The organism is Polaromonas sp. P1_H6, from assembly GCF_056405195.1.
In genome coordinates this window covers 50,806-69,270 of sequence record NZ_JBFUCN010000012.1, presented here as the reverse complement: position 1 = coordinate 69,270, position 18,465 = coordinate 50,806, and the positions used below count along the sequence as shown (strand labels likewise).

Annotated in this window: 17 protein-coding genes; 5 read left to right on the top strand and 12 right to left on the bottom strand. The window is 66.3% G+C overall.

All coding sequences use genetic code 11. From position 1 onward, the window contains the following. Positions 1-26: 26 nt before the first annotated feature. The 9 genes from pncB to AC1D1F_RS12705 all read right to left on the bottom strand — a co-directional run bounded on the left by pncB (position 27) and on the right by AC1D1F_RS12705 (position 8,241). Positions 27-1,223 (bottom strand): nicotinate phosphoribosyltransferase, encoded by a 1,197-nt coding sequence (pncB, locus tag AC1D1F_RS12745; protein WP_477676799.1) that lies wholly within the window; start codon positions 1,221-1,223, stop codon positions 27-29. A gap of 99 nt (positions 1,224-1,322) precedes the next feature. Further along, positions 1,323-1,679 carry an FKBP-type peptidyl-prolyl cis-trans isomerase gene (locus tag AC1D1F_RS12740; RefSeq protein ID WP_477654122.1) on the bottom strand — a complete coding sequence of 119 codons (357 nt, stop codon included), beginning with the start codon at positions 1,677-1,679 and terminating at the stop codon, positions 1,323-1,325. Positions 1,680-1,761: 82 nt separating this feature from the next. Further along, positions 1,762-2,418, bottom strand: coding sequence for an ABC transporter ATP-binding protein (locus AC1D1F_RS12735; RefSeq protein ID WP_477676800.1), 657 nt, complete (start codon positions 2,416-2,418; stop codon positions 1,762-1,764). After that, the gene (locus AC1D1F_RS12730) at positions 2,411-3,169 is read right to left on the bottom strand and encodes an ABC transporter ATP-binding protein (RefSeq protein ID WP_477676801.1); all 759 of its coding nucleotides are present in this window, start codon (positions 3,167-3,169) and stop codon (positions 2,411-2,413) included. The genes AC1D1F_RS12735 and AC1D1F_RS12730 overlap by 8 nt, the downstream gene beginning before the upstream one ends. After that, positions 3,169-5,049 (bottom strand): ABC transporter permease, encoded by a 1,881-nt coding sequence (locus AC1D1F_RS12725; protein ID WP_477676802.1) that lies wholly within the window; start codon positions 5,047-5,049, stop codon positions 3,169-3,171. The genes AC1D1F_RS12730 and AC1D1F_RS12725 overlap by 1 nt, the downstream gene beginning before the upstream one ends. A 4-nt stretch (positions 5,050-5,053) precedes the next feature. After that, positions 5,054-5,800 (bottom strand): nitroreductase, encoded by a 747-nt coding sequence (locus tag AC1D1F_RS12720; RefSeq protein WP_477676803.1) that lies wholly within the window; start codon positions 5,798-5,800, stop codon positions 5,054-5,056. Continuing rightward, entirely contained in the window at positions 5,797-6,240 is a 444-nt protein-coding gene (locus AC1D1F_RS12715; protein WP_477676804.1) for an acyl-CoA thioesterase, read from the bottom strand. The genes AC1D1F_RS12720 and AC1D1F_RS12715 overlap by 4 nt, the downstream gene beginning before the upstream one ends. Beyond that, on the bottom strand, positions 6,203-7,207 hold the full coding sequence (locus AC1D1F_RS12710) for an NAD(P)H-binding protein (RefSeq protein ID WP_477676805.1): 1,005 nt from the start codon (positions 7,205-7,207) through the stop codon (positions 6,203-6,205). Before AC1D1F_RS12710 ends, AC1D1F_RS12715 begins: the two co-directional genes overlap by 38 nt. An 86-nt stretch (positions 7,208-7,293) precedes the next feature. Beyond that, on the bottom strand, positions 7,294-8,241 hold the full coding sequence (locus tag AC1D1F_RS12705) for a histone deacetylase family protein (RefSeq protein ID WP_477700739.1): 948 nt from the start codon (positions 8,239-8,241) through the stop codon (positions 7,294-7,296). 278 nt (positions 8,242-8,519) lie between these two features. Between AC1D1F_RS12705 and AC1D1F_RS12700 the strand changes: the two genes are divergently transcribed. After that, positions 8,520-9,068: a phasin family protein gene (locus AC1D1F_RS12700; RefSeq protein ID WP_477654277.1), complete on the top strand. Its 549-nt coding sequence runs from the start codon at positions 8,520-8,522 to the stop codon at positions 9,066-9,068. 180 nt (positions 9,069-9,248) lie between these two features. On the opposite strand, the gene AC1D1F_RS12695 is transcribed toward AC1D1F_RS12700, so the two are convergent. Continuing rightward, a complete protein-coding gene (locus tag AC1D1F_RS12695; protein ID WP_477697115.1) occupies positions 9,249-10,121 on the bottom strand; it encodes a patatin-like phospholipase family protein in 873 nt (290 codons plus the stop codon). 142 nt (positions 10,122-10,263) lie between these two features. Between AC1D1F_RS12695 and AC1D1F_RS12690 the strand changes: the two genes are divergently transcribed. Next, complete coding sequence (locus AC1D1F_RS12690; protein WP_477676853.1) at positions 10,264-11,307, top strand: extracellular solute-binding protein; 1,044 nt, start codon at positions 10,264-10,266, stop codon at positions 11,305-11,307. Positions 11,308-11,474: 167 nt separating this feature from the next. Continuing rightward, positions 11,475-12,242, top strand: coding sequence for a 3-hydroxyacyl-CoA dehydrogenase (locus AC1D1F_RS12685; protein WP_477676854.1), 768 nt, complete (start codon positions 11,475-11,477; stop codon positions 12,240-12,242). 18 nt (positions 12,243-12,260) lie between these two features. On the opposite strand, the gene AC1D1F_RS12680 is transcribed toward AC1D1F_RS12685, so the two are convergent. Then, on the bottom strand, positions 12,261-13,193 hold the full coding sequence (locus AC1D1F_RS12680) for a LysR family transcriptional regulator (RefSeq protein WP_477697116.1): 933 nt from the start codon (positions 13,191-13,193) through the stop codon (positions 12,261-12,263). A gap of 119 nt (positions 13,194-13,312) precedes the next feature. Between AC1D1F_RS12680 and AC1D1F_RS12675 the strand changes: the two genes are divergently transcribed. After that, positions 13,313-15,181, top strand: a complete 1,869-nt coding sequence (locus AC1D1F_RS12675) for a gamma-glutamyltransferase family protein (RefSeq protein WP_477697117.1) — start codon at positions 13,313-13,315, stop codon at positions 15,179-15,181. Here the strand turns inward: AC1D1F_RS12675 and AC1D1F_RS12670 are convergent. Next, the gene (locus tag AC1D1F_RS12670) at positions 15,178-16,179 is read right to left on the bottom strand and encodes a YihY/virulence factor BrkB family protein (protein WP_477700738.1); all 1,002 of its coding nucleotides are present in this window, start codon (positions 16,177-16,179) and stop codon (positions 15,178-15,180) included. The genes AC1D1F_RS12675 and AC1D1F_RS12670 overlap by 4 nt on opposite strands. Positions 16,180-16,252: 73 nt before the next feature. Between AC1D1F_RS12670 and dnaG the strand changes: the two genes are divergently transcribed. Continuing rightward, a complete protein-coding gene (dnaG, locus tag AC1D1F_RS12665) occupies positions 16,253-18,250 on the top strand; it encodes a DNA primase (RefSeq protein WP_477676858.1) in 1,998 nt (665 codons plus the stop codon). The last annotated feature ends 215 nt before the right edge of the window (positions 18,251-18,465 follow it).

Genomic DNA, 18,465 nt, shown 5'->3' with positions numbered 1-18,465 from the left:
CAAATAGAAGATAAGTAAGCTATCGATTATGCAGGCGAGGTGATTTCAAAAACCTGGCGCAGATAGGCCAGATATTTTTCGTCGTCGCACATGTTCTTGGAAGGGGTGTCGGACAGCTTGGCCACCGGCTGGCCGTTGCAGCGGATCATCTTGATGACGATCTGCAGCGGCTCGTAGCCGAGGTCGTTGGTCAGGTTGGTGCCTATGCCGAAAGCCAACTGGCAGCGGCCCTTGAACTGCTGGTAGAGCTCTATGGTGCGCGGCACCGTGAGTCCGTCGCTGAAGATCAGCGTCTTGGTCTTGGGGTCGACGCGATTTTTTGTGTAATGCGCGAGCATGCGCTCGCCCCACTGGAACGGGTCCCCGCTGTCGTGGCGCGCGCCGTCGAACAGCTTGCAGAAGTACATGTCAAAGTCGCGCAGGAAAGCGCTCATGCCGTAGACATCGGACAGCGCGATGCCCAGGTCGCCCCGGTACTCCTTCGCCCAGGACTCGAACCCGAAGACCTGGCTGTCGCGCAGCCGCGGCCCCAGCGCCTGGCAGGCCTGCAGGTACTCATGCGCCATGGTGCCCAGGGGCGTCAGGCCCAGCTTCATCGCGAACAGCACGTTACTGGTGCCGGCGAGCTGGCCGTGCACTCCCGTGCCGAGGCGGGTGACCAGCGTGCGCAGCACTTCCTCGTGCCAGGCTTTGCCGAAGCGGCGGCGCGTGCCGTAGTCGGCGATCTTGAGCGCGCCCAGGCCCTCGGCCTGCAACTGGCCTATCTTGGTGTCCAGCCGCCGGCGGCCTTCGCTGACGTCGGCCTTCTTCTGCGTGTTGCGAAAGTAGACCTCGTTGATGATGGCGAGCACCGGGATCTCGAACAGGATGGTGTGCAGCCAGGGGCCCTTGATCGACACCTCGATTTCACCCGAAGGCAGCGCCGTGACGTCCACATACTTCTCATTGAGCCGGAAGATGCCGAGGAAATCAATGAAGTCGCTTTTGATGAAACGCATGGCCTTGAGGTAGGCCAGCTCGGCATCCTGGAACCGCAGGCTGCACAGGCCGCGGATTTCCTCGCGTATCTCGGTGACATAGGGCGCCAGGTCGCCTATGCCGGGTGCGCCTGCGTTGCGGCACTTGAAACGGTACTCCACCTCGGCACCCGGAAACTGGTGCAAGACCACCTGCATCATGGTGAACTTGTACAGATCCGTATCGAGCAAGCTGGTAATAATCATGGAGAACGCTTGAGGCCGCGGCGCCAAGGCGCCTTGGTGGTTAATCAGGTGAACAGGCCCGCCGCAAACCATGCATGCGGGCCTTCAATTCGCGCTAACTCAGGTGCCCAGGAAATCCACTTCAAACAGCAAGGTGGCGTTCGGCGGAATCACGCCGCCGGCGCCGCGCGCGCCGTAGCCCAGCTCGGCCGGGATGATCAGGCGGCGCGTGCCGCCCACCGACATGCCCTGCACGCCTTCGTCCCAGCCCCGTATGACCTGGCCCGCGCCCAGCGAGAACTCAAAAGGCTGGCCGCGGTCCTTGCTGGAATCGAACTTGGCGCCTTGCACGCCGTTGTTGTAGAGCCAGCCGGTGTAGTGGACCTTGACGTTCTGGCCCGCCTTGGCGATGGCGCCGGTGCCCAGCACGGTGTCTTCATACTGCAGGCCGGAGGGGGTGGTCGTGATGTTGCTCATGGGGTGGTCCTTTTGGAGGAAATGGGAGAGTTAAAAAGAGAAGAGAGAAAACAGCAAAAACGGGAAAGAAACGGGTCATTCTTCACGAACCCCTGACTTTACCCGCAACCAGCAAAACCAGCCTGTCAGCGCGGGCAGCGAGTAGCTGGTTCTGCTCGGCCACCAGCAGGCCCAGGCCCTGCTGCCGCAGCGCCAGCAGCGCATCGCGAATCGCTTCCACCAGCACGGGGGCAATGCCCTCGCAGGGTTCATCGAGCAGCAGGATGCGGGGACCGGTCATCAAGGTGCGGGCAATCGCGAGCATCTGCTGCTCCCCGCCGCTCATCTGCGCGGCGCGGCGTCCCAGCATGGACTTGAGCGCGGGGAACAGGTCCAGCGCCCTGGCCTCCTGCGCCGCCACGTCGCGGCCCGCCGCGACGCGCAGGTTCTCGCGCACCGTGAGTTCGGTGAAGAGCCGCCGGTCTTCGGCGACATACCCCAGGCCGGCCTGCGCGCGGCGGTGGGTGTCCCAGCGTTCAATGGGGGCCAGGTCCGTGCCCTGGGCACCCGCCGGGTCGCGGTAGCGGATGTGGCCTTCGGTGCGCACCTCCAGGCCCATCACGGATTTGAGCAAGGTGGATTTCCCGGCGCCGTTGAGGCCCTGCAGCACCACCAGTTCACCGGGCGCCACTTGCAGCGACACACCAAACAGCGCCTGGGCCGGACCGTAAAAAGCATTGAGCTTGTCAACCTCAAGCATGGCCCGCCCCTTCGCTGCCCGCATCGCCCAGGTAGCGGCTGCGCACCACGGCGTCGCGCGAGATTTCTTCGAAGGAGCCCTGTGCGGCCAGCCGGCCTTCAATCAGCACCAGCACGCGGTCGGCCACACCGGCAACGGCGTCCATATTGTGTTCGGTATAGAGCACCGCCATACCCTGCCCCGCCAGCCGCTTCACGAGTTTCATCAGGTCGGCGCGCTCAGGCCCGGCGAGACCAGCGGCGGGTTCGTCCAGCAACAGGAGCTGCGGCCGGGCCGCCAGCGCCAGGGCCAGTTCGAGCCGCTTCTTTGCGCCGTAGGGCAGGCTCAGCGCATCCTGCGCCGCCAGCGCTTCAAGCCCGATCTGCGCCAGCAAGGCCAGGGCCGGCTCGCGCGCCTGGCCATCCAGTTGCCTGAAAGCGGAAACGGCCCGCGAGCCCAGCCGCGCTTGCACGGCGAGCTGCACGTTCTGCAGCACCGTGAGCGCTTCAAACACCTGGGCCACCTGGAAGGTGCGCGCCACGCCCTGCCGCAGGCGCGCCTGCGGGCTGAGCCCCTGCAGCGCCTGGCCGTTCCAGGCGATGTCGCCGCCCGTGAGCGGGTACTGGCCGGCGATGCAGGCAAAGGTGGTGGACTTGCCGGCGCCGTTGGGGCCTATCAGGGCCACGCACTGGCCCGCCGGCACTTCAAAGCTCACGCCGTCCACGGCACGCAGGCCGTCAAAGTGTTTGACGAGTTGCCGGACCTGCAGCATCAGGCGACCTTTCGAGGCTTACGCCGCCAGATGCCGGCAAGCCGCGGGAGCAAACCCAGCAGCCCCGAGGGCGAGGCCACCATGATCAGCATGATGAAGACGCCCAGCAGGCCGCGCCAGTAAGTCACTTCCCGACCCAGCTCGGCGCTGGCATAGCTCAGCACGATGCTGCCCGCAACCGCGCCCCAGAGCTGGTGCACGCCGCCCAGCAAGACCACCAGCAAGGCGTCGACCGAAGTGGAGACCGACGCGAGCGAGGGGAACACCGCGCCCTTGTGCGCGGCGAACAGGCCGCCGGCCAGGCCGGCCAGCACGGCACTTTCCACAAAAATTCGGTACTTGAGCCAGCCCACCGCCAGCCCCGAGGCCGAGGCGCGCAAAGGCGCGTCGCGCAGGGCCTGCAGCGCAGCCCCCATGACGGATCGGCCCAGAAAGCGCAGCGCGGCCACGGCCACCAATGCCAGCGCCACCAGCAGCGCGTAAAACACCGGCCGGCCCTCGTCGCTCACCAGCGTGAGCCCGATCAGGCCGTTGTCGCCGCCGGTGAAGTCGACCCACTGCGTGGCGCCGGCCCAGATCACCTGCGCGAGCGCCAGTGACAGCATGGCCAGGTAAACACCACTGCTGCGCACCACCGCCGCGCCGAACACCGCGGCCACCGCCAGGGCCGCGCCGCAGCCGGCCGCCAGTGCCAGCGGCAGCGACGCGCCCCAGAGGCTGTGCGACAGTGCCGCGCCATAGGCGCCCAACGCAAAGAATGCGGCATGCCCGAAGCTGACCAGGCCGCCCAGCGCCATCATGGACTGCAGGCTGATGCCGAAGATCATGAGGATCAGCGCGTCGGCCGCAAGTGCCTGCCAGTAAGGCCCGCCCGCCCATGCCAGGCCGGCCAGCAGCACAAAGGCGGCGGTGATCGCCGAAGACCCGGCCGCGCCTGTTGCCAGGCCGCGAAATTTCTGGGCCGCCTCGCGCACGCCGCCGCCGGCCTCCTGCGCGGAGATCGCCTTGCCGTTGAGCCCCTGGGGCCGGAACACCAGCACCACGGCCATGGTCAGGAACACAACGACCAGCGTGGCCTGCGGAAACACGCTGATGCCGAAGGCATGGACCAGCCCAATCAGCAACGCAGCCACAAAAGCGCCGCCTATGCTGCCCAGCCCGCCGGTGACCACCACCACAAAGGTTTCCACGATGACGTTCATGTCCATCTGCAGATGAGCCGGCTCGCGCGGAAGCTGCAGTGCCCCGGCCAGGCCCGCGAGCGCGCATCCCAGTACCACGGCGCCCAGCATCAGCGGGCGCGGGTTGATGCCGAGGGCGGCAAGCATCGAGCGATCTTGCGTGGCGGCGCGCAGGCGCTGGCCGAAGCGCGAGCGGCGCAGCAGCAGGTGCAGGCCCAGCCAGACCAGCGGACCCAGCGCGATCATCGCGAGCTGGTAGACAGGGAAGAACTCATCGCCGATCTGCACCGAGCCCTTGAGGCCCGGAAAGCGCGGCGCGAACACCTCGTCGGGGCCGAAACCCCACTGCATCGCATCGTGCATCGCCAGCGTGAGGCCGAAGGTGGCGACCAGCTGGTAAAGCTCGGGCGCGCCGCTCATGCGCCTGAGCAGCAGGAATTCAGCCGCGGCGCCCGCCAGCCCCGCGCAGGCCGCGCCCATCAGAATCGCAAGAAGGTATAGCGGAGCGCTCTCACCCCAGGCCGGGAACCAGTGCGTGACCCAATGCGCCGTGAACAGCGCGCCCAGCATGAAAAAACTGCCGTGCGCGAAGTTGACGATGCGCGTCACGCCGAAGATCAGCGTGAGGCCTGCCGCCATCAGGAACAGCGTGGTGGCGTAAGACAGTCCACCGAGCAGCTGGACCACGGAAAAAGTCACGCCTTCAGTCCAGCCAGGTGGTGAACTCGGAAGCGGGGACTCTTGGCGTACGGAAGGTATTGACCAGCGCCGCCTCATCTGCATAGCCCAGCGCCATGCCGCACACCAGCATCTCGTCCTCACCCGCGCCTATGTGCGGCAGGATGATTTTGGCGTAGCCGTTCCAGGCGGCCTGCGGGCAGGTGTGCAGGCCCAGGCCGCGCGCGGCCACCATAAGGTTCTGCATGAACATGCCGTAGTCCACCAGCGATCCCCGGCCCATCACGCGGTCCAGCGTGAACATCAGGCCCACGGGCGCGTCGAAAAACTGGAAGTTGCGGTGGTGCTGCGCATGCATCCTGTCCTTGTCACCCTTGGTGATGCCCAGCAGGCCATAGAGGCCCCAGCCGTTTGCGCGCCGGCGGTCGATATAGGGCGAGACCCACTGTTCGGGGTAGTAGTCGTATTCCTCTTTGTACTCGGCCGCCAGGGCCGGATTGGCGTGCAACGCGTCATGGGCCTGGCAGACCTTTTCGACCAGCGTGTCGCGGGTGGCGCCCTGCAACACATAAGCCTTCCAGGGCTGGGTGTTGGTGCCCGACGGCGCGCGGCTCGCAACTTCAAGCAGGTGGGCGATGGTTTCACGCGGCACCGGTTTCGGCAGAAACTGGCGTATCGACTGGCGGCTCACGATGGCTTCTTCCACCGCGTTGCGCGCATCACCCGCGTGGCGGGGAGTGATATAGGGAAGCACGGGCGGTGCCTGGGTCATCGGAGGGTCTCCAGTACGGAAAGCAGTTCAGGCGGAAGCGGCGCCGGCCGGCGCGTGGCGCGGTCTACATAGACGTGGATGAAATGGCCTTTGGCGGCGCACAGCTGGCGTTCATCGCCGGGGAACAAGGCCACCTCGTAGCGCACGCTGGACGAGCCGACATGCGCCACACGAATCCCGGCCACCACGGGCTCGGGAAAGGCCAGCGGCGCGAAGTAGTTGCATTGGGTCTCTATCACCAGGCCGATCACGCCGCCGGTGTGAATGTCGATGGCGCCGCGTTCAATCAGCAGGCCGTTGACGGCGGTGTCGAACCAGCTGTAGTAGACGACGTTGTTGACGTGGCCGTAGATGTCGTTGTCGGACCAGCGGGTGCCGATGTCGCGGAAAGCTTTGTAGGCGCTACGGGCTTCGGCTTGCGGTCGTGTCGGGGAGGTCATGAGGCCCTATTTTGCCAGCGCGGGCCATGGCGGGCTCGGGGGCCATGTTTGACCCGATGGCGTGAGGTTCACGCCCCAGCAATTCCGGCAGCCGGTTCGGCCGGGGAACGTTGTCCCGCTGTAGCAGGATCCAGTGCCCATAGGAGAAAGGAGAGAAATGCAGCACGTCGCAAACATGCGAGCCCACCCGCGCCATCCAGTTGGGCAGCGGCAATTGCAAGGCGCCAGTGCCGGTGTAGTCGGCGCGCAGCGCACGCAGGTACTCGGCGTAGCCGTAGCGGCGCGTGCCGCCCAGTTCAACTTCGCGATGCGCGGCCAGGGAGGACAAAGCCGCCAGGACGGCAAAGGCCAGGCCGAGATCGGCGGCCGTCATCGCCGCGATGCCGCCGCGCGCGGCGCGCGGGATGGCGTGCAAGGGCGAGCGCGACAGGCCGCGCAGCCAGCGCGCGCCAAAGCCGCCTTCGCCGTCCAGCAGCGAGGGGCGCACGATGGCGTAGTCGCCGCCCGAGGCTGCGATGGCACGTTCGCCGAGCAGCTTGCTCGACAGGAAGCGGCTTTTGGCACCTTCATGCAGACCCAGGGCCGAGGTGTGGATGAAGCGAATGCCCGCCGTGGCACAGGCCAGGGCCAGCGCCGCCGGTGCGCGGTGGTGCACGTGGTCGTAAGACTCATTCGGCCGCTGGCGCAGGATGCCCACGCAGTTGACGACCACGTCCACGTCTTTGAGCAAGGCGTCCCAGGCATCCGGGTTCAGCAGCTGCTCAAAGCGCGCAAGGCGCATGGCGGCAAAGGGATAGGCGGCTTCGTGGCGCTCCGGATGGCGGCTGCCTATCGCAAGCTGCGCACCAGCGGCATGCAGCGCCGCGACGGCATGGCGTCCGATAAAGCCAGTGCCGCCGAGGACCAGTACACGCAGCGGGGAAGGTTTTTCAGAGTCGTCGTGAATATCGGGAGTGGTCGGCGGCATGTTTTGCTCTTCTATGTCCAGGGGTCGCCGAGGCGAATCCCTGGCAATGTAGCAGCAATGCCGGGCATGCCCCTGTCGTACGCGCCTCAGGAATTCCAGCGCGCCCAATATTCGAGGGCCAGCGTGTAGGTGTTCATCTGCACCTGCACAGTCTCGTCGATGTTGACGCCGTAGCCGCCCGCCATGGCAAACGCCAGCGGGACGCGGCGCTGCCAGGCCCAGTCGAAGACGCGTCGGTCGCGCGCCTCCAGGCCGTCGAAGCTCAAAGCCAGGCGGCCCAGCCGGTCGCCTTCGTATGGGTCGGCGCCGGCCAGGAAGAGGATCAGGCCGGGCTCGAAGCGCCGCTCCAGTTCGTCCAGCGCTTGCTCCAGCGCCTGCAGGTAGGCCGCGTCGCCGCAGCCGTCGGGCAGGTCCACGTCGAGGTCGCTGGCCTCCTTGCGGAACGGGAAGTTTTTTTGCCCATGCAGCGACAGCGTGAAGACGCTGGCGTCGCCGGCGAAGATGCTGGCCGTGCCGTTGCCCTGGTGCACGTCGAGGTCGATGATGGCGACCTGCAGCGGCTTGCGCGGGTGGCGGTGCTGCCGCGCCCACTCCGCCTGCATCAGCCTGGCGGCTACGGCCGCATCGTTGAACACACAAAAGCCTCCGCCCTTGTGCGCATAGGAATGGTGCGTGCCGCCGGCAAGGTTGGCGGCGATACCCTCCCCCGGCCGGCCGGGCGAACCGATGGCCACGCGAGCCGCCGCGACGGTGGCACCGGCCGAACGGCGCGCGCGTTCGGCCATGCCCGGGCTCCAGGGAAAACCGATCTCGCGCTGGGCAGCAGCAGGCAGGGTTCCATGGCTGATATCGGCGATGTAGTCCGGCGTGTGGACCAATGCCAGTTCACCATCCGTCGCGGCCGGCGCCTGTGCCATGCGCACCTGAGGACGTTCATTCACCAGGCGATCGCGCAGCAAACGGTATTTCGCCATCGGGAAACGGTGGCCGGGCGGCAGCGGCAAAACGAAGTTGTCGGCGTAGAAGGCTTGCAAGGTGAGGAGCGCGTGGCGATCTGGATTGGAGCCATTGTGGCCCGAGCGCGGTACTCAGCAAAATGGATGCATACGGGTGGGAAAAGTAATTCTTTTAAGGTACTTTCTGGTGCTGTTTCAGACCGTTACCTAGGGGGTGACCTCTAAATTGGTGCACTGCAACATAAAATACTTGCAATGGTGCAGCCATTCCCTATACTTGGGCTTATGTTGCAGTGCAGCAATTCAGCGCAAAGCAACTACTGTCCTCACCTAAACCTAAACCTATTTGGAGATTCATTATGTTGACCGCTGAACAAGTCCTCGCTTCCCACAAAGCCAACATCGAAACCCTGTTTGGCCTGACCCACAAAGCCTTCGAAGGCGTTGAAAAGCTGGTCGAGCTGAACGTGCAAGCCACCAAGGCTGCCCTGGCTGAAACCGCCAACCACACGCAAGCCGTGATGGGTGTGAAAGACGCGCAAGAACTGATGGCCCTGCAAGCCGGCCTGGTCCAGCCCCTGGCTGAAAAGACCGCCGCCTACAGCCGCCACCTCTATGACATCGCTTCGGCCGCCGGCGCTGAACTGGGCAAGACCTTCGAAGGCCAGGCCGCTGATGCACAGAAGAAATTCGTCGGCCTGGTCGACAACGCCGCCAAGAACGCACCGGCCGGTTCCGAAACCGCCGTGGCTGTCCTGAAGAGCGCCGTCGCCGCAGCCAACAACGCTTTCGAGTCGGTCCAGAAAGCCGTCAAGCAAGCCAGCGACATCGCTGAAGCCAACTTCAACACGGTGGCTGCCTCGGCCGTGAACGCCACCAAGACGACCACCGCCAAAAAACGTTGATCATGGCGCTTTACGCGCTCACATTCATGGAGCCTGTTTCGCAGATCCCGTTTGACTGAACAGGATTTCAAGCCAGTTGTCTCCTCGGGTCCCTTCCGAAATTCATTTTCACGGACCCCTTAAAGCCCGATCGCAAGATTGGGCTTTTTTTTGCGCGCAATTAGCTTGCGGCGGCGGCCGCTACTTGTGCGCAACGAGCGCCGCAGCCTCGAGCTTAGCCTTGAGCTGCGGCAACGCCGCCAGCATGGCAGCCCGGCCCGCATCAATGGCACGCTGCCGCGCGGAGAAGTCCGCGCTTTTGAGGCCGGTGAGCGAGGGGCGCACGACGACGTCGGCATCCTTGAGTTCGTACTGGTTGATGCTTTTGCCCATGATGGCAAAGGTCTGCAGCAGGATTTGCAGCGTGTCGCCGGCCGGATTGTTTTCCGGCGGGCTGGAGATGTCGACCGCGACCACGATGTCGGCGCCCATCTGCCGCGCAAATCGCACCGGCACCGGCGAGACCAGCCCGCCATCCACATACTCGCGCCCGCTGATCTTCACCGGCAGGAACACCGCCGGCACCGCGCTGGATGCCCGCACCGCCGTGCCGGTATCGCCGCGCTGGAACAGCACGGCCTGGCCACTGTTGAGGTCGGTGGCGACGATGCCCAGTGGAATCGCCATGTGTTCCATCGTGCGGTTGGCCACCAGGTCGTTGACATAACGGGCCAGTGCGTCGCCACGGAACATGCCACGCCCGAAGATGGGCAGCATCCAGTCGGTGATGGCAACCTCTTCCATGTTGAGCGCGGTCTGCTGCAGCTGCGCGCTGGTCTTGCCGCTGGCATAGAGCGCCGCCACCAGGCTTCCGGCCGAAGTGCCGACCACCAGTTGCGGCTTGAGCCCGGCTTCTTCCAGCACCGCGATCACACCCACATGGGCAAAGCCGCGCGCCGCGCCCCCACCCAGCGCCAGCCCTATGCGCACCGGCTTTCTGGCGGCCTCGGCCGGCGGCGGCAACACAGGGGCACCGGGGCCGGTCGGCAGCGTGCCGCAACCGGCCAGCAGCATCACCGTCAGGGCAAGACAGGCGCCCGGCCCCCATCCCGGCGCGCGCGAAAGCTTGTGTGACGTAGGGACTCTGGCAAGAATGATTCTTATTTGCTTTATCATGGCCGGGCTTTAAAAATTAGCTGTCAGAAAGTGGAAAGTTATGTACAAGAAGGTAGTTCTCTCGTCGCTGCTGTTGCTGGCAGGTTTTGCATCAGCGCAAGAGCAGGTGGTCAACTTGTATTCTGCCCGCCATTACCAGACCGATGAAAAGCTCTACAGCGACTTCACCAAGGCCACCGGCATCAAGGTCAACCGCGTGGACGCCGACGACGCCGGCATCCTGGCACGCCTGAAGGCTGAAGGCGCCGCCTCCCCCGCCGACGTGATCCTGCTGGTCGACGCGGCCCGCCTCTGGAAAGGCGACGCGGACGGCCTGTTCAAACCCATCAAATCGCCGGCCCTCGAAGCCGCCATTCCCGCCAAGCTGCGCGCCAAGGAAAGCGCCGAAGGCACGACCTGGTTCGGCTTCTCCACCCGTGCCCGCGTCGTGGTGTTCGACAAACTGAAGGTCAAAAAGGCCGACGTGGACACCTACGAAAAGCTGGCCGACCCGAAAAACAAGGGCCTGCTGTGCACCCGTTCGGGCGCCCACCCCTACAACCTCTCGCTCTTCGGCGCCGTGACCGAGCACATCGGCGAAGCCAAGGCCGAACAATGGCTCAAAGGCCTGGTGGCCAACATGGCGCGCGACCCCAAGGGCGGCGACAGCGACCAGATCAAGGCCGTGGCCAGCGGCGAATGCGGCATCGCACTGACCAACACCTACTATCTGGCGCGCATCATGCGCTCCAACGCGCCGGATGACAAAGTGGTGGCCGACCGCGTCGGCGTGGTCTTCCCCAACCAGGACAGCTGGGGCACGCATGTGAACATCGCCGGCGCGGCCGTCGCCAAGAACGCCAAGAACACGGCCAACGCCGTCAAGTTCATGGAATACCTGGCCAGCCCGAGCGCGCAGGAGTACTTCGCCAACGGCAACAACGAGTGGGCCGCGGTGCCGGGCCTGGGCGTCAGCAACCCGGCGCTCAAGGCCATGAGCCCTTCGGGCAACGGCAGCTTCAAGTCCGAAACCATCCCGATCAGCGCCGTGGGAAACAACCAGCTCAAGGTGCAGCAGATGCTGGACCGCGTCGGCTACAAGTAAGCCAGCGCCTTTCTTTTTGCGAAAGCCCGGCCGCCGACAGGCGCCGGGCTTTTTTCATGCGCCATAATTGACGTTTACGTTAACGTCATGTCGCCCGGACTTGTGCGCGGGCCCCGGCGTTCGCACAAACCCCCGTTAAATCTCCCACTCTTTCATCAAGGAACACCATGGATATCGCAGGCAAAGTATTTATCGTCACCGGCGGCGCATCGGGCCTGGGTGAAGGCACGGCACGCATGCTGGTGGCCAACGGCGCCAAGGTCGTCATCGCCGACATGCAGGCCGACAAGGGCGAAGCCATCGCCAAAGAGCTGGGCGCCGACAAGGCCGCCTTCGTCAAATGCGACGTGAGCCAGGAAGCCGACGGCCAGGCCGTGGTGGCCAAGGCGGTCGCCATGGGCAAGCTGATGGGCCTGGTGAACTGCGCCGGCATCGCGCCCGCCGAAAAAACCGTGGGCAAGAACGGCGCGCACAGCCTGGCCGTGTTCAGCAAGGCCATCACCGTCAACCTGGTCGGCAGCTTCAACATGATCCGCCTGGCGGCCGATGCCATGTGCAAGAACGAGCCCGAAGCCACCGGCGAGCGCGGCGTGCTGATTTCCACCGCCTCCGTGGCGGCCTACGACGGTCAGATCGGCCAGGCCGCGTACAGCGCCTCCAAGGGCGGCATCGTCGGCATGACCCTGCCGATTGCCCGCGACCTGGCGCGCAACGGCATCCGCAACATGACGATTGCGCCCGGCATCTTCGGCACGCCCATGCTCTTCGGCATGCCGCAGGAAGTGCAGGATTCGCTGGCCGCCGGCGTTCCCTTCCCGTCCCGCCTGGGCACGCCGCAGGATTACGCGCGGCTGGCCAAACACATCATCGAAAACGACATGCTCAACGGCGAAGTGATTCGCCTGGACGGGGCCATCCGCCTCGCGCCACGCTGAGTTTCGCGACTGGCCGATTCAGGGTGACGCCGGGTGCAGCTCGGCCAGCCTGTCGGTCAGCAGCGCCGACAGCCGGTCTATCACCTCGTTGACGCGGGCCGGCACATAGCGCCGGCTCGGCACCACGGCGTAGAGCGGCGCCGGCTCTCCCAGGTGGCCCGCGAACAGGCGCACCAGCTTGCCGCCGGCCAGCGAGGCCATCAGGTCGATCTCGGACTGGTAGACGATGCCCCGCCCTTCCAGCGCCCACTGCAGCGCGATCGAGGCGTCGTTGCAGGCCAGCGGCCCGGCCACGCGAACCTGGAAAGGCGCGCTGGCCTCCCCTTGCAATTCGAACTGCCACTGGTCCTGCCGGCGCTCGCGCACATGGCAGACCAGGCAGTCGTGCTGCGCGAGCTCGCAGGGCTGCTGCGGTGTCCCGCGGCGCGCGAGGTACTCGGGGCTGGCGCAGGCCACGCGCCGCGCCGGCGCCAGCAGGCGCGCCGAATGGGTCGAATCCATCAGCGGCCCGTTGCGCAGGGCCACGTCTATGCCTTCGCGCACCAGGTCCACGCGCACATCGCTGATCTGCAGGTCGATCTCGATGCCAGGATGGAGGGTGGCGAATTCCGCCAGCCAGTAGGCGAGCATCTCGCGCGCCAGCATGGCCGTGGCGGTAATGCGTATGCTGCCCGTGAGGCCGAAAGTGCCGGCGCGCACCTTGGCCTGGCCTTCGGACACCAGTTCGAGCGCGCGGCGCGCATGGTCGACCATGACCGCGCCTTCGGCCGTGGGCCGCACGGCACGCGTGGTGCGTTCGAACAGCCGCACACCCAATGAGGTTTCCAGCCGCTTGATCGCCGCGCTGACAGCGGCCGTAGAAAGCCGGCAGCGCTTGCCCGCACCCGTGAGGCTGCCGGTCTCCGCGGTGGCCAGCAGCACACGCAGGGCATCGAGATTGTCAAATTCCATGGAAGACTGATTTCTCCGAAACGCCATTGTGGGGCGCGGGGCCGCTCGATATATTTGCCAGCGGGCAGGAGATGTTCCCAGGCCCCGCGACAAGCAACAACTACATTCAAGGATATCCCATGAGACACGCCTTCCCGGCGCTGGCGGCGACCGCGCTGCTGGCCGCCTGCGCCAGCAGCCCCTCCTCCTTCACCTACCAGGTCCCGGCCGACGAAGCCGCGCGCGGCGCCAAGTACATGCAGCCCGAAGGTTCTTCGGGCTTCACGCCCAAGCCGGGCTGGGCCACGAAGAAGTTCGCCGTGGCCGCCGCCAACCCGCTGGCCACCGATGCCGGCTACCAGGTGCTCAAGGCCGGCGGCTCGGCGGTGGACGCGGCGATTGCCGTGCAGATGGTGCTCACACTGGTGGAGCCGCAGTCCAGCGGCATAGGCGGCGGTGCGTTCCTGCTGCACGCCAGCGGCGGCAAGGTCGAGGCCTTCGACGGCCGCGAAACCGCGCCCGCCGCCGCCGATGAGAAACTCTTTATCGGCGCCGACGGCAAGCCCATGGCTTTCTACGACGGCGTGGTCGGCGGCCGCTCCGTCGGCACCCCCGGCACGGTGCGCATGCTGGAGATGGCGCACAAGCAGTACGGCCGGCTTCCTTGGGCCCAGCTGTTCGCGCCGGCCATCCAGCTGGCCGAAGGCGGCTTCAAGGTCAGCCCGCGCCTGAACACCCTGCTCAAGGGCGAAGTGCACCTGAAAAAAGACGCGACGGCCGCCGCCTACTTCTACAAGCCTGACGGCAGCCCTGTGGACGTGGGCGCGACCCTGCGCAACCCGGCCTTGGCCGAGGTGCTGCGCCGGATCGCGGCCGGCGGATCGAGCGCGCTGCTCGAAGGCCAGGTCGCGCAGGCCATCGTCGCCAAGGTGCAAGGCCACGCCACCAACCCCGGCAAGCTGGCCCTGGCCGACCTGGCCGGCTACCAGCCCAAAAAGCGCGATCCGATCTGCAGCGATTACAGCGCCGCCGGCAAGGCCTACCGCCTGTGCGGCATGCCGCCGCCCAGCTCGGGCGCGATTGCCGTCGGGCAGATCCTCGGCATCCTGAACAACACGCCGGCCAGCACCCTGGGCCTGGTCACCGGCACCGGCGGCCTTCCCGGCACGGTCTCGCCCACTCCCTCGGCCGACTGGCTGCACCTGTACACCGAGGCCTCACGCCTGGCCTTCGCCGACCGCGGCCAGTACCTGGGCGACCCCGACTTCGTGCAGCCGCCCGGCGGCAGCTGGATGAGCCTGCTGGCCCCGGCCTACCTGAGCGAGCGCGCCAAACTGATACAGCCCACCGGCCCCAGCATGAAGACCGCCAAACCCGGTGCGCCGGGCGCCGTCAAGACGGCTTACGCGCCCATGCCCGACCAGCCCGAGTACGGCACCTCGCACATCAGCATCGTCGACGGCTACGGCAACGCGATCGCCATGACGACCACGATTGAGGACCAGTTCGGTTCGCGCCTGATGACCGACGGCGGCACCGGCAAGGCCGGCGGCTTTTTGCTCAACAACGAGCTCACCGACTTCAGCTTCGCGCCGGCGGACGCCGAAGGCAAGCCCGTGGCCAACCGCGTGCAGCCCGGCAAGCGCCCGCGCTCGTCCATGGCGCCCACACTGGTGTTCGACAAGAACTCGGGCCAGCTCGTCATGAGCGGCGGCAGCCCCGGCGGCGCGCTCATCATCCACTTCACGGCCAAGACGCTTTACGGCACGCTGAACTGGGGCCTGAACGCCCAGCAGGCCATCGACCTGCCCAACTTCGGCTCGCTCAACGGCCCCAGCATCCTGGAAGAAAAACGTTTCTCGCCGGCCACCGTCGAGGCGCTGCGCAGCCGCGGCGCCGAGGTGCGCGAGCAGACCATGACCAGCGGCCTGCAGGCCATCCAGAAAACGCCCGAGGGCTTCTTCGGCGGCGCCGATCCGCGGCGCGAGGGACTTGTGCTGGGCGATTAATCCAGGCGCATCGGCCTGGCAGGCTGGTCCTGCCGGGCCGTGCCCAGGCGCTCGTACTCCGAGATCACCTGCGCGCCCAGCAGCAGCAAGGCGGCCGCGACCTCCAGGCTCAGCAGCACCACGATGGCGGTGGTCAGCGAGCCGTACACCAGGCCGACCTGCGACAGCGTGGAGAAGTACCACACCAGAAGGCGGCGCGTCAGTTCCCACAGCAGCGCGGCGGTGGCCCCGCCCAGCAGCGCGTGCCGCCATTGCAGCCGGCCCACCGGCATCACCATGTACAGCGACGTGAGCAGCAGCACCTCACCCATCAGGCCCAGCAAATACAGCAGCACGCCGGAAAAACCGCTGAGCGACCATTCCCAGCCCAGGAAGTCCAGGCTTTTTTCGCCCAGCGCCTGCAGGCTTCCCGACACCAGCGTCACCAGCAGCAAGCCCAGGCCCACAAACAGGATGTAGCAATAAGGCAGGATGGCCGACACCAGCAGATGGCGGCGGCGGATCGCCACGCGGTGCAGGAAGATCACCGACATCGCGTTCTCCAGCACCGTGAAGGCCAGCGAACTGAAAAACAGCATGGTGGCCAGCAAGACCCAGCCCAGCACCTCCCGGTGCGCCAGGAAGTAGGCCAGTTCGGCCGTGATGTAGCCGCCCTGGCCTGGGGCGAGCCAGCCGATGTAGCGGCCCAGCGCCTGCAGCAAGGTCTGCTGGTCCACCACATGCGACAGCGCGATCGCCACCAGGATCAGCAGCGGAACGACGGACAGCAGCGCGTAATAGGCCACGGCCCCCGCCAGCAGCAAGCCCTGGTTGGCGCGAAAACCCTTGAGCACCCGCAGCGCGAAGGCACCGGGATGGCCGGCAACATAGGCAAGGTTGGGGGAAAGCGTCTGGAATGGCCCCGCTCCCGGGGCGGCAGGGAAAAGTCCATTGTGGGAGGCGCCGGGGCGCTCCCGCTGCCGCCGGATGCCGCCAATGCGTGTCAGCCCAGCGCCCATTCCCCTCAAGGACGTAGGGACCGCCCTTCCCGGGGGCCGGGACGCGTGTGCTAAATTGACCCCCCTCTCCCCCATGGCCATCCCACAAACATTCATCCAGGAACTGCTCGCGCGCGCCGACGTGGTGGACATCGTGGGCCGCTACGTGCAGCTCAAAAAGGGCGGCGCCAACTTCATGGGCCTGTGCCCTTTCCACGGCGAAAAATCGCCCTCCTTCAGTGTCAGCCCCTCCAAGCAGTTCTACCACTGCTTCGGCTGCGGCAAGAACGGCAACGCCATCAGCTTCCTGATGGAGCACGGCGGCATGAACTTCGTCGAGGCCGTGAAAGACCTGGCCCAGCAATACGGCCTGCAGGTCCCCGAAGACGACGTCTCGCCGCAGGACCGCGCCCGGGCCGCGCAGATGCGCGAACAGCAGGCCACCCTCACCAGCGTGCTCGAAAAAGCCGGCGTCGCCTACATCAAGGCCCTGCGCAACTCCGAGCGCGCCATCGACTACTTCAAGGGTCGCGGCGTCTCGGGCGAAGTCGCCAAGACCTTCGGCCTGGGCTACGCGCCCGAGGGCTGGCGCAGCCTGGCCAGCGTGTTTCCAGACTACAACGACCCGCTGCTGGTCGAAAGCGGGCTGGTCATCACCGGCGAACCCGGCGAGGAAAACCAGGCCGGTGAGGCGAAGCGCTATGACCGTTTTCGCGACCGGGTCATGTTCCCCATCCGCAACGTCAAGGGCGAATGCATAGGCTTTGGCGGCCGCGTGCTGGGCGACGACAAGCCCAAATACCTCAATTCGCCGGAAACCCCGGTCTTCAGCAAGGGGCGCGAGCTCTACGGCCTGTTCGAGGCCCGCAGCGCCCTGCGCGAGCACGGCTATGCGCTGGTCACCGAGGGCTATATGGACGTGGTAGCCCTGGCCCAGCTGGGTTTTGCCAACGCGGTGGCCACGCTGGGCACCGCCTGCACCGCCGACCATGTGCAAAAGCTGTTCCGCTTCACCGATTCGGTGGTCTTCAGCTTTGACGGCGACGGCGCAGGCCGCCGCGCCGCCCGCAAGGCGCTGGATGCCGCCCTGCCCTTTGCCACCGACGTGCGCACCGTCAAGTTCCTGTTCCTGCCGGCCGAGCACGACCCCGACAGCTACATCCGCGAGCACGGCAAGGAAGGCTTTGCCGCCTATGTCAGCAAGGCCGTGCCGCTGAGCCGCTTCCTGCTCGAAGCCGCCGCCGAGGGCTGCGACCTGGACACCGCCGAGGGCCGCGCCCACATGGCCAGCAATGCCCGCCCGCTGTGGAACCTCATGCCCGACGGCGCCCTCAAGCGCCAGTTGCTGGCCGAGATCGCCGACAAGGTGCTGATCGACAGCCGCGAGCTGCTGCAGCTGTGGCAGCCGGCCGCCACGGGCTACAAGTCGGGCAACAAAAGCAGCGGCGGGCCGCGCGGATCCGGCAAGGGCCACAGGCCCGACGCCGCGCCCGCCCCCGTACACCACGCGGACATGCCCGACCCGGGGGGCTACCCGCCCGATTACCCCGAAGAGCGCGACTACAGCGCCTCCGAGCCCTCCGGTTATTACCCGCCCCCGTCAGCCCCGGGGCGCAGCTTCGGCGAGCGCAGCGGCAGCGCCCGGGCGCCGCGCCGCGTGGCCGGGCGCATCCTGCCGGCCAGCCGCGAAGACCGCGTGCTCAGGCTGCTGCTGACCGAAGCCCAGACCTGGGACCGGCTCAGCACCGAAGAACACCATCTGCTGGTCGAGCTGCCTGAGCCCCACGGCCCGCTGTTCGTCTGGCTGGAGAGCCAGCTTCACGAACACGGGCCCCAGCCCTGGGCGGCCCTGCGCGAGGGCCTGCGCGGCCATGCCCACGAAAGGCATGCCACGACGCAGATCGCGCAAATCCCTGAAGGCATAGAAAGCGACTGGACCGAGGTCCGCAGCATCCTGGACCAGCTGCTGCGCCTGCGCCGCCAGCAGGAAATGAGCGAGCTGGCCGCCCGGGCCGCCACCGACCCGGACGCCCGCCAACGCTACATGGAACTGGCCGCCAGCCTCAAAGCCCCGGCCGACACCGCCCGCTAGGCTCCCGCAAGCACCGGGAAAATACCTGTTTTTGGGGGCAAAAAACCGCCCAAAAAACAGGCAACAGGGTATAATCCGATTTTCGACGGCAAGCGCGACAGCAGCACCTCCGGCCCGGCCACCCCGAAACTTCGGGGAACTCACAGATGAGACGGCCACTTCCCCCAGGGAATTCCGCAAGGACTGCACACCAAATGTTCGCCCAAACAGCTTGC